We start from the raw sequence: 14,890 nt of genomic DNA, 5'->3' as shown, positions 1-14,890 counted from the left end.
GCGTGATGTCAGTGAAAAATTTGATTTTATGGCGTCATGCCGAAGCCGAAGTGTTATTGCATGGCGCCTCTGACCTTGAGCGCGCCTTGACCAAAAAAGGGCATAAACAGGCCAAACAAATGGCCGGCTGGCTCAAGAAATATTTACCAAAGCAGACCTATGTGCTGGTGAGTCCTGCTGTGCGTACGCGTGAAACCGTGGCTTATTGGGGGGATGATTGGCAGGAAGATAGTCGGCTGGCGCCTGAAAGGCCGTTGGAACCTTTATTGCAGTTGCTGGCGCAAAGCCCATTCGAGACCGTGATGTTGGTCGGCCACCAACCCTGGATAGGTGAACTGGCCGCGCAGAGCCTGGGTATGCCGGATGGGCAGATCAGTATTAAAAAAGGCGCTGTATGGTGGTTACGGCTGCCAAAATCGGGGCCACCCTACAAACTATATAGTGTGCAAAGCCCCGATTTGATTGAATAAGCTGAGCGCTGTGATCTGGCTTAAGCCAAATTCAGTGTGAGCTATTTTTTAGGTCTGCCAGTTTTAATCGTCGGCACGGTTGCCAGGGCGGCTTTTAATGTGGCGTCGTCCATGGCGGATAATAACTTAAGCCCAGCTCTTAATAGCTCGCTTTTCTTCGCTGGTTTGGCCAGGCCTTCCAGGCGTTTTTTCAATGCAGCGATTTGCGCGTACTCTTCTTTAGGCATGGTGAAGCTGTCGCGCTCCATTTTGACCTTGCTGGCTTTAGGTTTATCTTTTTCAACGGCTGTCGCCGTTTTATTCACAACTTTAATCGCAGATGCGGGTGTCACTTTTTTTGCAGCTACCGCTGTTTTTGCGACTGCTTTTGCAATTGGTTTGACCGCAGGTTTGGCTGTTGCCGGTTTTACAGCTGTCGTTGGTTTTGCCGCGGCAGGTGTCGTCGCAACGGCTTTAGTGGCGACTGGCTTGGCTGGGCTTGCTGCTTTGGCTGTAGCTGGTTTGTTAGCGCTCAAGGGTTTGGCGACTGGTTTGCTGGCCATGTGTTTCTCCTGAATTGATATTGTGAAAACAGTTTATACCGTTTTTTGTTGACGTCAATTGTCATAAATATTTCATATTAATATGGTGTTATAGAGGCTGTTTTTCATGACAAAATGCAACACCTTTAATCGGGGAGTATGAGATGCGCAGGGTATTGGTGGCAAATACCAAAGGCGGTTGCGGCAAAACCACTCTGGCCACCAATCTTGCTGGCTATCTGGCGCAACTGGGGCACAAAATCGTGCTGGAAGATATTGACCGGCAGCAATCTTCCGCTGACTGGTTGGCGCGTCGCCCCTCTCATGTCGCGACGGTGTTTAATGCCGAAGACCTGGGTAAATCTGCCTTGCAGAAGGCCGACTGGGTCATTACTGATTCGCCGGGCGGGCTGCGGGATAAAAAGATTTCTGATGCCGTGACTGAAGCCGATCTGGTGTTGGTGCCCATCGCGCCATCCGCGTTTGATATAGGCGCCACGCAAGACTTTTTAGAGTTGCTGGCCGAAGAGAAAGCCGTGCGCAAGCATAAGACCTTTGTTGGTCTGGTCGGCATGCGCGTGATGCCACGCACACGTTCAGCCGAGCGCCTGCTGGCATTTATGGATGAATCAGGCTTTGCCGTGCTTTCCATGCTGCGCTCATCGCAAATTTATGTGACGGCAGCAGAGGAAGGCTTAAGTATTTTTGAATTGTCGAACAGCTTGAAAGAGGTCGACATTGCGCAGTGGAATCCGGTCACCGACTGGATTTTGCAAAACAGTTAAAGCGAGCCTGTGACAAACAGGGAATCAAAGGGAGTGCTATGAAAGACAAGGTCAATCCAGTGTACCTGGATAAAGTAAAACAATTGAACGCGGATGAGGCTGAGCGTATTTTGTCTCGCATGGGCGGCAAATTGCCTAAGCGTTTTATCAAGGAAAAATTGAGCCAGGAAGAAGCGCTGGCTTTGCAGTTGGAAATCGAAGATGAGCAATTGCAAGAGTGGCGCGATAAAGTCGTCAAATTGCGCGAAGAAGATGAAAAACGCGATAAGAAGAAGAAAGACTGAGTCGCAATCAACGCAATAAAAAAACGGGCATAAGTGCCCGTTTTTTATTTGGCCATTTTGATTTAGCTGTGCCGGATTTCCAACTGCCAGCCCAGCTTTTGCCATAACAGGCATTCTTCTTCCAGCAGGTAGTGCGTTTGCGGGTGCTGGCTGGCCCATTGTGATGACAGTGCCAGTATAAATTGCTGTTTATGCCGTTCCAGTTGTAAGTGTTTGAGTGCTGGCAGTCGGCGCGAGTGGCAGAAAATCACCGCTAACCGTAATGCCATCAACTGACAGACCAGGTCCTGGTTATCAAAGTCTGCGGCTAGTTTGCGCAATTTACCCTGGTGCCCGAGCACGAGCAGGCTGATGGTATGCAGTTCACTTTGAGCGAACCCCATCAGTTCGGTATTATCCAGAATATACGCGCCGTGTTTGTTGCAATCAGTATGCGAAATAGCCCAACCAACTTCATGGCATAGCGCCGCCCAGTGCAATAGCGATTTTTGGCTATCGCAGGCCTGCATGGCACCATAAAAATACAAAGCCAGCTTGCTCACATTGTTGGCGTGATCCATCTCGACGCCAAAGCGTTTGCATAGCCGCACAATCGATGCCGTGCGCAAATCTTCGGTGGCATTGTCTGAGCTCAGCATATCGTACAGCACGCCATGGCGCAGGGCGCCATTAGCCACCATCAGCGTGTCAATTTTTAGCGTGTCAAACACAGCGGTCAAGACTGCCAGCCCGCCACCAATCACGGCACGTCTGTCGTCCTTAAGGCCTTCCATATTGAGGCGGTCGGCGGATTTGGCCTTGATCAGTATTTGTTTCAGCCAGTCCAGTTGTGCACGTTCAATGCGATCTGTGGCAAACCCGGCACCGGCCAATACATCCGCTACTGCGCCTACCGTGCCAGAAGCGCCATACGCCACTTCGGATTGGCCGACGTAACGGCTGGCAATCATGTCGATAATGGATTCGGCAGCAATTTCCGCGCGTTCAAAGTTGCGCTCGCTAAACTGGCCATCGGCAAAATACTTTTGCGACCAGCCAACAGAGCCTAAGCGTAAAGACTCCGTGACATTGGCTTTGAAATGCTGGCCGAGGATAAACTCGGTCGAGCGCCCACCGATATCCACGACCAGACGCTTTTCATCTGATTGTGGCAACATACGACTCACGCCTTGATAAATCAGGCGCGCTTCTTCCACGCCTGAAATAATCTCGATCGGATAGCCGAGTACTTTTTGTGCCTGCCTGATAAACTCTTCACTGTTGGCTGCCTCACGCAAGGTTTGCGTGGCGACGGCACGTACGTGCTCAGGTGGAAACCCTTTCAGGCGCTCGCCAAAGCGCGCCAGGCACTTCAGTCCGCGCTCAAACGCCTGCGGTTTCAGGTTACGGTCTTCATCCAGGTCACCGCCTTGGCGCACGGCTTCTTTTAAGTAGTCGACGCGCAGAATCTGGCCGTCAACGACGCGCCCGATTTCGAGACGAAAACTGTTGGAACCCAAATCTACGGCAGCGAGTTGGGTATCTTGAGTAATATTTAGCATGCGATAATACGGGGTAGGTTACTTTAGGTAGCGGTTAATGGCCTTGGGGTATTCTGGAAAATAGCGTTCAATCACGCTTAAATCAAAGCTTCTCAAAATACTGGTATTGGATTCACGGTCGAGCAAGAACTGGAAAGAGGCCGCCACCAGCTCGGAAGCGTTGTGCGTGGCATCGAGCAACTGGCCTGCATAATCAGGTTTGACACTGACTTGATGCGTGGTGATGTGCGATCCATGTACGGTGACAGAAAACGAGTTCGGACTGGTTTCAATCACCTCAATATTCGCCATGCTTGCCTCCCCAGACAATTGCTGCAAACAGTATAAATTGTTATGTTGGCAGAGGCCAGTGAAACTAATATGAAAATGAAACCGCATGTGTATGCTTGATTTCATCAAACCGTCATGCCACAAAAATAAGATAAAACAAAACTCAATATATCCTAGACACCTTCCATGCGTAGCTTATTTTCCCTGATACTTTCACTTTTGATCGCCCAGTGTGCGCATGCTGCCCGCCCGCTGGTGACCGATGATGCGCGTTTAACCAATGCCCATGGTTGCCAGCTCGAAAGCTGGATGCGCAGCTATCAGGGCGGGCAAGAGTTATGGGCACTGCCCGCCTGCAACCTCGGTGAGAATTTTGAAATTACTCTGGGTGGGGGCAGCTATCGTAACAATGACGACAACTACCATACTGAAGACTGGGTTGCCCAATTCAAGACGCTATTTAAACCGCTGGAAACCAATGGCTGGGGCATCGGCTTTGCCGCTGGACGCGTCATGCATCCGGATATTCAGCCTGGGCCCAACCAGCTCGGTAATACTTACTTCTATATCCCGGTCTCTTTTTCACTGCGTGACGACGACGTGATTGTGCATGTCAACGTCGGCATGCTGCGCGACCGGCAGGAAGATCGCAACAAGGTCAATATGGGTGTCGGCTCCGAGTTTAAATTGGGCGGAAACTTCAAAGGCGTGGCTGAAGTGTTTGGTGACCATACGCAAAATCCCTTCTACCAAATGGGATTGCGTTACTCGCTGGTGCCGGAGGTGTTTCAGATTGATGGCACGGTAGGGCAGCAGGTGAATGGGGATAGTCGGACGCAGTGGTTGTCTATTGGGGTTAGGTGGACGCCATAGGGGATAGTTCTTTTTAGTAGTATTTTTTCGCCTCTCGGCGAGTCACTTTCTGATGCTTGCCCCTCAGAAAGTAACCAAAGAAGAGGGCACCCAGCCATCACGGCCTTCGGCTTCCTTGCGTTGCTCAACAAAGTGGGCGTCCATCGAAACTCGCCCTAGCGGCTTGCACAACCCGCAAGCCACCGCGGAACTCGAACAGCCGATGGCCGACTACTCCCACTTAGTCTCCGCTACTCAGCGTGATGGAATGGGATTTATCTCGCCAAACTCACATCACAGAAGTACGGATGGTTCAAAAACCAGATTCTTTTGTTAAACCCTCTAAACGGTGGCGCTCTCTTGGTGTTCGGGGTCCCCATCTGCCGCGCCGAGTAGCGCAGGCAAAATAAGGAGAAAGGGAGCGACTGTTCGAATCCCGCAGTAGCTCACGTTGTATGTGAGCTACTAGGTTGAGTTTCGTGACCGCTTATTTTGGCGAGCAACGCAGGAAACAAGCGGAAGCTGGGGTGCATTTCTTTTGGTTACTTATTCTTTGTGCAAGCAAAGAAAAGTAACTCGCCGAAAGGGCGAAAGGAAGTGTTGCCTAAAATCGCCAACAATCCAATCTGGCCATCAAAACCTACTTCAACAAAATAATCCGATTAATCTGCCCCAATCTAAACGCCGTCTTAGTCAATTTGCCCCCTTTTAGTGCCAATGGCCGAATCGGGCAGGGCGGGATACGCCGGCCATCTTCGAGCAGGGTGTCATCTTCTGCCGTCGATTGCCAAACACCGCCATTCACTGGCCGGAATTGCCAGTGGATGTACCCGACTTTGGCACCCAACTGCAACATTTCGTCACGGTCCGGTGCTTCGCTCACCAGTAACTCACTTTCGAGTTCTTCGTCATATTTGCCAAACGCCTGTTTGCAGGCGAGGGCTTCATGTTCACTGGCGCCGACATAGGTGCAGGCGCGATGTTCTTCGCGTTGTACGTCCCACGCACCTAATTGCCAGGCGGCGTCGAGTACGGCTTCTTCGACCACTTCAGGCTGCCGCCAGCGGTCATTGATCTGCAAGGCGGAGCCTGGGACTGGCTGCAGGATGGGTTTGAGCATGGGCAGGGCGGGGGTGGGCTGTTTGCGAAAACCATGCCAATGCAACATGAGTAGCAAAGGCGTATCTGCGCGCGGGACGGCGGTCAGGGTGACTGCGTATAGGGGCAGTTTCATGACCTGCATTTGCTCGATTAAGGTGTGAAAGAGATTCATACATTGCTTTCCTGACCGGGTCTTTGAACAAAGAATGCTGCTTTAATCAATCCCTAGCAAAAAGCATGCAAATAAATGCATCTCAAATGCCTGAAAAAGCATGGATTTTAATGACTGTCTGTCAGACGCAGGCGGCTGATTCAGGCCTTAAATAATGGATTGGCTGGCGGATGACACAGCTTTCACAATTCCCCTCTTGAAAAACGGTTTTTATTTCCCCATCTAAACGTAAATTTTTGTGTTTAACCCTGTTTTTTGGAGAAATTGTCATGACTACTGCGACAGCAGAATCGCAATCTAAACAGACCATGGGCTTTCAGGCCGAGGTCAAACAATTACTGCAATTGATGATTCACTCGCTGTATAGCAACAAAGAGATCGTGTTGCGCGAGTTGATTTCCAACGCTTCTGATGCCGCTGATAAGTTGCGTTTTGAAGCGATTTCTAACGGCAGCCTGTATGAAAATGACAGCGAGTTAAAGATTAATATCGCCTTTGATAAAGACGCACGCACGTTGACCATTGCCGATAATGGCATCGGTATGCGCCGCGAAGAGGTGATTAACAATATTGGTACCATTGCTAAATCGGGCACCAAAGAATTCTTTCAGAACCTGACCGGTGACCAGGCCAAAGATGCCAACCTGATTGGCCAGTTCGGTGTAGGCTTTTATTCAAGCTTTATCATTGCGGACAAAGTGACACTGATTACGCGCCGTGCCGGTGAAAGCGAGGCGATCAAGTGGGAGTCGGGTGGTGAAGGTGATTTCACGATTGAAACGACGGAAAAAGCCGGTCGCGGCACTGAAGTTATTTTGCATCTGCGCGAAGGTGAAGATGAGTTCCTCAATGACTGGAAACTGAAAACCATTGTCCGTAAGTATTCAGACCATATTACCTTGCCTATCGTGATGAAAAAATCCGAATGGCAAGATGGCGAGAATGGTGAAGGCGGCCAGATGGTGGCGACCGATGAAGACGAAACCATTAACAAGGCCTCGGCGTTGTGGGCGCGTAGCAAAAGCGACATCACTGAAGAGGAATATAACGAATTTTACAAACACGTCTCGCATGATTACGAAAATCCACTCGCGTATACGCATAGCCGCGTAGAGGGCAAGCAAGAGTATATTTCATTGCTGTATGTGCCGGGTAAAGCGCCGTTTGACTTGTATGACCGTGATCGCCGCCAGGGCATCAAGTTGTATGTGAAGCGTGTATTTATCCTTGAAGACGCAGAAAAACTGATGCCGCAATACCTGCGCTTTGTGCGCGGCGTGATTGACTCTGCCGATTTGCCGTTGAATGTGTCGCGCGAAATTTTGCAAGACAGCCGCGATGTGGAAGCAATTAAAAATGGCTCAGTGAAAAAAGTACTGAGCTTGCTCGAAGACGTGGCAGAAAACAAACCGGAAGATTACGCCAAGTTCTGGGACGAGTTTGGCCGTGTGCTGAAAGAAGGTCCAGGCGAAGATTTTGCCAATAAAGACAAAATCGCTGGCTTGTTGCGCTTTGCCTCTACCCATGCCGATACCGAAGCGCAAAATGTGTCGCTCAAGGCCTATATTGAGCGCATGAAACCTGAGCAGGAAGCGATTTACTACATCACGGCCGATACGTTTGCCGCCGCCAAAAACTCACCGCACCTGGAAATCTTCCGTAAAAAAGGCATTGAAGTATTGCTCATGTCCGACAAGGTAGATGAATGGTTGCTCGGCAGCCTGACTGAGTTTGAAGGCAAAAAATTGCAGTCGATTGCCAAAGGCGATCTGGACCTGGGCAAGCTGGAAGATGATGCTGATAAAGAAGCGCAGAAGCAGGTGGAAGAAAATGCCAAAGACCTGGTTGAGCGACTGAAAGCGGCGTTGGGTGACACGGTGAAAGAAGTCAAAGTGACCCATCGCTTGACCGATTCGCCAGCCTGCCTGGTGGCCGGTGAGCATGATTTGTCGGGTAACCTGGCGCGTATTTTAAAAGCTGCCGGGCAAAAGGCGCCTGACAGCAAACCTGTGCTTGAAATCAACCCGACGCATCGATTGGTAGAAAAACTGGGCGCGGAAACTGACGATGCCAAGTTTGCCGATTACGCGCATGTGTTGTTTGACCAGGCTTTGCTGGCGGAAGGCGGGCAATTGGAAGACCCGGCCAGTTTTGTTAAACGCATGAACAGCCTGATTCTATAGTTGTTTGAATACGCCGTGATGAGAAAGCCACCTGAGCAAGGTGGCTTTTTTGTTTTTGTGCAGATCGAATTATCATCAAGAAACAGATATTTTTTAGCAGCTGTGGCATGATTTAAACTGTTGAATAAGCTAAAAGTGTTAAATGGTTTCATGAATGAAGCAACGCTTGCTATTCTTAACCTAGGCATATGTTTTTATTAATAAAATAAGAGGTGGTTTGCTTGTTTGCATGCCATTATTGGTATGGTTGTTTAATCTTTAGGCCTACAGTACGAGGAGTGTTTATGAAACAATATAACGATGGCCTTGACGACCTTCGTGAGCAAAATCTTCGTGATCCGTTGCAGCATGCACATGCTCTTTTTTCAATCGAACGTGAAGTCAAAGATATGTCAAATGGGATTGCACGGATTTCTGACGATTTAGAAAGCCTTAAAGATGAGTTGGAGGCAGAGAGGAAGTTTCGTTACGAAGATCGTATGAGTTATTTGCCAAAGAGTTTATCGGAAATTACGGAAATTAACCGTTCACTAAGGCATATCAAAGTTCTGATGTTAGCGTTTATAGCATTCCTTATTATCGATTTTCTAAAGTGAAATATTTAAGCCTAACCCATCCTTAAGCGGGATGCGCTAAAGCGTTCCCCTCAATTCAAACGTAGCCACTAATGCCCTCCCTGCTGGACTGAGCTATTCCTACCAATTGATGAGCATATATAAAGCCCGCCTTGGCGGGCTTTATATTTTTTATAGTTATAAAGATATTCAATTTTATTATTTATTGGTATTAAAGTGGCTTGCTATAGTGATTTCATCACCATTTGTATGGAAGTCATTATGCGCCGCTTATCAAACATTATTCCGCTGCTGGTTTCGTTTTCTTTTGGTAGCGCCTGGGCAACCGATGGCTATTTTGCACACGGTTATGGCGTGCGTTCACAGGGCGTGGCTGGTGTGGGCATTGCCTTGCCGCAAGACGCATTGGCGGCTGCGGCCAACCCGGCTGGCATGGGCAAAGTAGGTGACCGCATTGATGCGGGTGCGACCTGGTTTAGGCCGGTGCGCGAGTCTGAGCTGGAAGGTAGTCCTTCACCAGGTGCAAATGGCACCTATAAAGGTAACGATACGCAGAATTTTCTAATCCCTGAGTTTGGCTATAACAAGCAATATTCTGACGACGTGACGCTGGGTGTGAGTGTGTATGGCAATGGTGGTATGAATACCGATTACAAAAACGGTATTCCATTGTTTCAAAGTCAGGGCAGTGCCGGGGTAGATCTGATCCAGGTATTTGTGGCGCCGACCGCGACCTGGAAGGTGTCTGAGAAGCATATTATTGGCGCGTCGTTAAACCTGGCTTACCAGCGTTTTGAAGCCAAAGGACTGCAGGGTTTTGATAACGCAACATTCAGTGCCGCGCCAGGGCGTGTGACTAACAATGGCCACGACAATTCGTATGGGGCAGGCGTCCATATTGGCTGGTTGGGTGAAATCACCGATACCGTGACTTTGGGCGCGACTTATCAAAGCCGTACCTATATGAGCAAGTTTGATAAATATAAAGGTTTGTTTGCCGAGCAGGGGGACTTTGATATCCCGTCTACTTATGGCGTGGGTGTGGCGGTGAAAGTGACGCCTGCATTGACGTTGGCAGCAGATTTTCAACGCATTAATTACGGTGAGGTAGATGCCGTAGGCAATGCCTCACAGGCGAATTTGTTTAATGGCCTCGGCAATGACAATGGGGCCGGGTTTAACTGGCAGGATGCCAAGGTGTATAAAATCGGAGCGCTGTATCAATATAGCCCCGCTTTAACCTTGCGTGCTGGCTTTAACCATGTTGATCAGCCTATCCGCCGCGGTGATACCTTGCTCAATATCCTGGCGCCGGGTGTGGTAAAAGATCACGTGTCACTCGGTGCGACCTGGGTTTTGAGCCCGCAATCCGAGCTGTCGTTCTCCTATACGCATGCCTTTGAAAACAGTGTCAATGGCAGTGGTTCTATCCCGGCTGCCTTTGGCGGCGGTGAGGCAAATCTGAAGATGTATCAGGATGCATTAGGGGTGGCCTATACCTGGAAATTGTAAAACTCTTTTATTTTCGCCATCTTCGGGCGTTATAATCAAAAGCCACAACATGAATTTCGTGGCTTTTTTTATGTCTGACATATTCTTGTTGTAGGCTTGTTTTTTGCTTTTGGCTCATTTAAAGCAAATTTGTGATCAACACCTCAGGGGAAGATGTATGACTGCCAATGTGAAAAAAACACCTAAAAAAGCTGATAAATCTGACACAGCGCAAGCGGTCGATGAGTTCTTGCTTGAGCAACTGCCGATTCCGCAGGCTTTGCGTAATCACCTGACTTTTTCCATCGGCAAGTCCAATTCATGGGCGACGACGCGCGATTGGTACCAGACCGCAGCCTTTACTGTACGCGACCATTTGATGAGCCGCTGGGTGAATACGCGCGATGCCTATCGTGATGCTAATACCAAGCGTGTCTATTACCTCTCCCTTGAGTTTTTGATCGGGCGCATGCTGTCTAATGCCGCACTTAATTTGGGCATTGCACCGGAACTAAGCGATGGTTTGCAGGAAATCGGCCAGCGGCTGGAAGGCGTGGCCGAACTGGAGCCGGATGCTGCCTTGGGTAACGGTGGTCTGGGTCGTTTGGCGGCGTGTTTTGTCGACTCCATGGCGACCATGGATATTCCGGCCACGGGTTACGGTATTCGTTATGACTATGGCATGTTCAGGCAAACCATAGAAAACGGCCAGCAAAAAGAAAATCCGGATAACTGGTTGCGCTACCAGAATATCTGGGAAGTACAGCGGCCAGAGCATACGTGTGAGGTGAAGTTTTATGGCCGCGTGTTGCACGTGCATACTGAACACGGTATCGAGCATCATTGGGTAGATCATGAAACCGTGGTGGCCATGCCCTATGATGTGCCGGTGCCTGGCTATGGCACGCAAACGGTGAACAATCTGCGTTTGTGGTCAGCCAAGGCAACCAATGAGTTTGACCTGGCATACTTTAATGAAGGTAATTATGAGAAATCGGTTGAAGGGCGCCATAGTGCAGAGACCATTTCGCAAGTGCTGTATCCGAATGACACGTCAGAATCTGGCAAGGCGCTACGCCTGAAACAACAATACTTTTTCGTCTCGGCGTCTACGCAGGATATTCTGCATCGGTTTACCAACTATAACGCTGACTGGAGCACCCTGCCGGAGAAGGTGGCGATTCAGCTCAACGATACGCACCCTGCTATTGCTGTTGCTGAAATGATGCATCAACTGCTTGATCATTACCACTTGCCATGGGACAAAGCCTGGAAATTGATCACCAAAATGTTTGCATATACCAACCATACGCTGATGCCTGAAGCGCTGGAAACCTGGTCGGTCGATTTGTTCGCGCAGTTATTGCCACGCCACCTGGAGATTATTTACGAAATTAATCACCAGTTCCTGCAAATGGTCAATCAGCACTTCCCAGGCGATACTGCCTTGTTGCAACGTGTCTCCATTGTTGATGAGACGCATGGCCGCCGCGTGCGTATGGCGCACCTGGCGATTGTCGGCAGCCATACTGTGAACGGGGTAGCCGAGTTGCATAGCGAGTTGTTAAAAACTACCTTGTTTGCCGATTTTAATAAAATCTATCCGGGCAAGTTTACCAATGTGACCAATGGTATTACACCGCGTCGCTGGTTAAACCAGGCCAATCCATTGTTGACCAGTTTGTTAACCAAACATATAGGCACTGGCTTTCAGAAAGACCTGAGCCTGATTAAAAAGATCGAGCCGTTTGCCGATAATGCTGCGTTTAGAAAAGCCTTCCGTGAGGTGAAAAAAGCCAACAAGCAGCGCCTGGCCGACAAAATTCTGCAAAAAACGGGCATCGCCATTAGTACCAATGCGCTGTTCGATGTGCAAATCAAGCGTATTCATGAATATAAGCGCCAATTGCTGAATGTGCTGCACGTGATTACCTTGTATAACCGTATCCGTAGCGGGCAGGTGAGCCAGCATACGCCGCGTGTAGTGATTTTTGCCGGTAAAGCCGCGCCTGGCTACTGGCTGGCCAAGCAGATCATCCGTTTGATTAACGATGTGGCGGTGATGATTAATAATGACCCAGCAGTCAATGATCAGCTGAAAGTCGTGTTCTATCCTAACTATGAGGTGAGCGCAGCGGAGATCCTGTTTCCGGGGGCTGATTTGTCCGAGCAAATTTCAACCGCAGGCACTGAGGCCAGCGGCACCGGTAATATGAAAATGGCGCTCAATGGCGCGCTGACCATCGGTACGCTGGATGGTGCCAACGTTGAGATTATGGAAGAAGTGGGCGACGAGAATATCTTTATTTTTGGCCTCACTACGCCAGAAGTCGCGCAACTGAAAGCCAGCAACTACAACCCATGGGATTATTACCATGGCAACCATGAGCTGAAACAAGTCATAGACATGATAGGCAACGGTTTCTTCTCGGTAGAAGAGCCTAGCCGTTACCAGGCGATTGTGGATACCTTATTGCACAAAGGGGATCAGTACTTGTTGCTGGCGGACTATGCTGCGTATGTCACCACGCAAGAAAAAGTGGCGGCCTTGTATCAGGATGAAGAGGCCTGGTCACGCATGGCGATTTTGAATGTGGCGCGTATGGCGAAATTCTCCAGTGACCGCACCATTGCTGACTATGCGCAGCGTATCTGGCAGGTTTCACCATTTAAAGCCTGATTTTTTTCTGCTTGCCTCAATACAAAGCAAGTCCATCTGGACTTGCTTTGTGCTTTATGGGTACACTGCATTAACTTGTTAAAGAGCGTAATCATGAAAAATACAGCGTGGGTATTGTTGGCCGGTTTATTAATCACAGATGCACAAGCGTTGGACCTCAAAGGCTTGGGCGATATTGTTGAAAAAGTCGGTGGTAGCTCGACCAGTGGTAGCAGTAATAGTAGTGCGGTCAGCAATCTGAGCGAACAGGAAACCAGCGATGGGCTGAAACTTGCCCTTAACCAGGGCGTGAGCAAAGCAGTGGGCCTGCTAGGTGCCACAGATGGTTTTATGGGGAATAAAGAGGTCAAAATCCCATTGCCAGAGTCATTAAAGAAAATCGAAAAAGGCATGCGACTGGTCGGTATGGGCAGCCAGGCGGATGAACTGATTCTCAAGATGAACCGGGCAGCCGAACAAGCCGTGCCTGAAGCTAAAACGCTATTGGTTAACTCGGTCAAGCAAATGAGTGTGACAGATGCCAAGAATATCCTCACTGGCCCGCAAGATGCGGCCACACAATATTTCAAGAAAACGACTTCGACAGATATGGCGGCTAAGTTCTTGCCCATCGTGCAAAAAGCCACCGCCAATGTGCAATTGGCAGATACCTATAATAAATATGCCGAGATGGGCAGCAAGTTTGGCGTGATTAAGAAAGAAGATGCCAACATCAATCAATATGTCACGCAAAAAGCACTCGACGGGGTTTACCTGATGATTGCCAAAGAGGAAGCCGCGATTCGTCAGGACCCGATGGGCCAGGCCAGTAGCCTGCTCAAAAAGGTGTTTGGCGCAGCCAAGTAGCTGATTTTAATAAACCTCTCATTGCACCCGCGTGATGTCGCGGGTGTATCGACATAATTCCTTCTTTTTATTTTAATCTTTTTGTCATGATGCACCTCTAACCTGCACGGCATATGCAGGTGGTGCCCATGATCAGTCAAAATCGTTCAAACAATTCTCTGAGTTCAAGCAATGCCCTAGTAGTGTGGCGTCTTTTAGACGGCAAGCCCGGTCATGAGCATCAGTCTTTAGGCCTGGTCAATGCCATGCAGCAGCGTTTGCCGGTTCACGTCGTCGATGTACCCGTAGGCCGCGGTGGCGCAGGCTGGTTATATCTGGCCGCAGGTGTGTGGCCCGCCGGTAAATATTTGCCCAAACCGGACATGATTATTGGTGCTGGCCATGCCACGCACGGCCATATGCTGGCCGCCAAGCGCGCTTACGGTGGACAAACGGTGTGCATGATGCAACCCAGCCTCCCTGCCGAATTGTTCGATGTCTGTTTGATCCCGGAACACGACCAGTACCGCGGTTTCTCCAGTTTTATCGAAACGCGTGGTGTCATCAATCATATTCAGCCCAGCACTGCCGCCAAAGAGAGTAGTGACGTTTTGATTATGATAGGCGGGCCCAGCAAGCATTTCCACTGGGATGAGCTGGGTGTGATCGCGCAAGTCTATGACTTGGTTCGCAAGCATACCGAAGTCAATTTCGTCCTGACCACCTCCAGACGCACGCCAGCCAGCTTTGTTTCTGCCATGCAGCGCGTCAGGTTGACCAACCTGACGATTATCCCGATTGCTGATACCGGCAAAGACTGGGTGCAGACCACATTGGCACGGGTCTCTACCGCCTGGGTGACTGAAGATTCTGTCTCCATGGTATATGAAGCGCTTACGGCACAAGTGGCGGTAGGGCTGATTAGCCTCTCTGCAAAAAACAGCGGCCGCGTTAGCCGTGGCATCGAAAAATTAGTCGACCGCCAATTGGTCACCAGATATGACCCTTATGGTTTGTATCGCCAATATATGCGACCAGTGCTCGGTTTTAATGAAGCCAGCCGTTGCAGTGATGCCTTGCTGGCTTATTTCAACAGCACTTCTACAAGGCGTCGCCTGGTATCACGATTAAGCTAGTGGT

At 49.6% G+C, this 14,890-nt stretch carries 14 protein-coding genes; 10 read left to right on the top strand and 4 right to left on the bottom strand.

Annotation, left to right across the window (positions count from 1 at the left end; translation table 11 throughout):
- Positions 1–5 precede the first annotated feature (5 nt).
- Positions 6–470, top strand: a complete 465-nt coding sequence (locus MET42_RS0111300) for a histidine phosphatase family protein (RefSeq protein ID WP_019883110.1) — start codon at positions 6–8, stop codon at positions 468–470.
- Positions 471–511: 41 nt separating this feature from the next.
- Here the strand turns inward: MET42_RS0111300 and MET42_RS0111295 are convergent, their stop codons facing one another.
- On the bottom strand, positions 512–1,012 hold the full coding sequence (locus MET42_RS0111295; RefSeq protein ID WP_019883108.1) for a hypothetical protein: 501 nt from the start codon (positions 1,010–1,012) through the stop codon (positions 512–514).
- A 143-nt stretch (positions 1,013–1,155) separates the two neighbouring features.
- Here MET42_RS0111295 and MET42_RS0111290 point away from each other — a divergent pair, with 143 nt between their 5' ends.
- Both MET42_RS0111290 and MET42_RS0111285 read left to right on the top strand, forming a co-directional pair.
- Positions 1,156–1,776, top strand: a complete 621-nt coding sequence (locus MET42_RS0111290) for a ParA family protein (protein ID WP_019883106.1) — start codon at positions 1,156–1,158, stop codon at positions 1,774–1,776.
- Between the two features lie 38 nt (positions 1,777–1,814).
- Positions 1,815–2,060, top strand: coding sequence for a hypothetical protein (locus MET42_RS0111285; protein ID WP_019883105.1), 246 nt, complete (start codon positions 1,815–1,817; stop codon positions 2,058–2,060).
- Positions 2,061–2,122: 62 nt separating this feature from the next.
- On the opposite strand, the gene ppx is transcribed toward MET42_RS0111285, so the two are convergent.
- Together ppx and MET42_RS14430 are read right to left on the bottom strand one after the other, a co-directional pair.
- Positions 2,123–3,601: an exopolyphosphatase gene (gene ppx, locus MET42_RS0111280; RefSeq protein ID WP_019883103.1), complete on the bottom strand. Its 1,479-nt coding sequence runs from the start codon at positions 3,599–3,601 to the stop codon at positions 2,123–2,125.
- Between the two features lie 18 nt (positions 3,602–3,619).
- Entirely contained in the window at positions 3,620–3,892 is a 273-nt protein-coding gene (locus tag MET42_RS14430; RefSeq protein ID WP_024930816.1) for a hypothetical protein, read from the bottom strand.
- Positions 3,893–4,057: 165 nt separating this feature from the next.
- Here MET42_RS14430 and MET42_RS0111270 point away from each other — a divergent pair, with 165 nt between their 5' ends.
- Positions 4,058–4,744 (top strand): hypothetical protein, encoded by a 687-nt coding sequence (locus MET42_RS0111270; protein ID WP_019883098.1) that lies wholly within the window; start codon positions 4,058–4,060, stop codon positions 4,742–4,744.
- Between the two features lie 619 nt (positions 4,745–5,363).
- Here MET42_RS0111270 and MET42_RS0111260 read toward each other — a convergent pair.
- Positions 5,364–5,996, bottom strand: coding sequence for a hypothetical protein (locus tag MET42_RS0111260; RefSeq protein ID WP_019883097.1), 633 nt, complete (start codon positions 5,994–5,996; stop codon positions 5,364–5,366).
- Positions 5,997–6,265: 269 nt separating this feature from the next.
- On the opposite strand from MET42_RS0111260, the gene htpG reads away from it, so the two are divergent.
- From htpG to MET42_RS0111230, 6 genes are all read left to right on the top strand, one after another.
- The gene (gene htpG, locus MET42_RS0111255) at positions 6,266–8,179 is read left to right on the top strand and encodes a molecular chaperone HtpG (RefSeq protein WP_019883096.1); all 1,914 of its coding nucleotides are present in this window, start codon (positions 6,266–6,268) and stop codon (positions 8,177–8,179) included.
- 284 nt (positions 8,180–8,463) lie between these two features.
- Complete coding sequence (locus MET42_RS0111250; protein ID WP_019883095.1) at positions 8,464–8,775, top strand: hypothetical protein; 312 nt, start codon at positions 8,464–8,466, stop codon at positions 8,773–8,775.
- A gap of 240 nt (positions 8,776–9,015) precedes the next feature.
- On the top strand, positions 9,016–10,266 hold the full coding sequence (locus tag MET42_RS0111245; protein WP_019883094.1) for an OmpP1/FadL family transporter: 1,251 nt from the start codon (positions 9,016–9,018) through the stop codon (positions 10,264–10,266).
- A gap of 157 nt (positions 10,267–10,423) precedes the next feature.
- The gene (locus tag MET42_RS0111240; RefSeq protein ID WP_019883093.1) at positions 10,424–12,925 is read left to right on the top strand and encodes a glycogen/starch/alpha-glucan phosphorylase; all 2,502 of its coding nucleotides are present in this window, start codon (positions 10,424–10,426) and stop codon (positions 12,923–12,925) included.
- A gap of 93 nt (positions 12,926–13,018) precedes the next feature.
- A complete protein-coding gene (locus MET42_RS0111235; RefSeq protein ID WP_019883092.1) occupies positions 13,019–13,771 on the top strand; it encodes a DUF4197 domain-containing protein in 753 nt (250 codons plus the stop codon).
- Positions 13,772–13,953: 182 nt separating this feature from the next.
- On the top strand, positions 13,954–14,886 hold the full coding sequence (locus MET42_RS0111230) for a mitochondrial fission ELM1 family protein (protein ID WP_232411526.1): 933 nt from the start codon (positions 13,954–13,956) through the stop codon (positions 14,884–14,886).
- Positions 14,887–14,890: the final 4 nt, after the last annotated feature.

Source organism: Methylophilus sp. 42 (assembly GCF_000384155.1).
Lineage (GTDB): Bacteria > Pseudomonadota > Gammaproteobacteria > Burkholderiales > Methylophilaceae > Methylophilus.
This window is presented reverse-complemented; position numbering and strand designations above follow the sequence as displayed.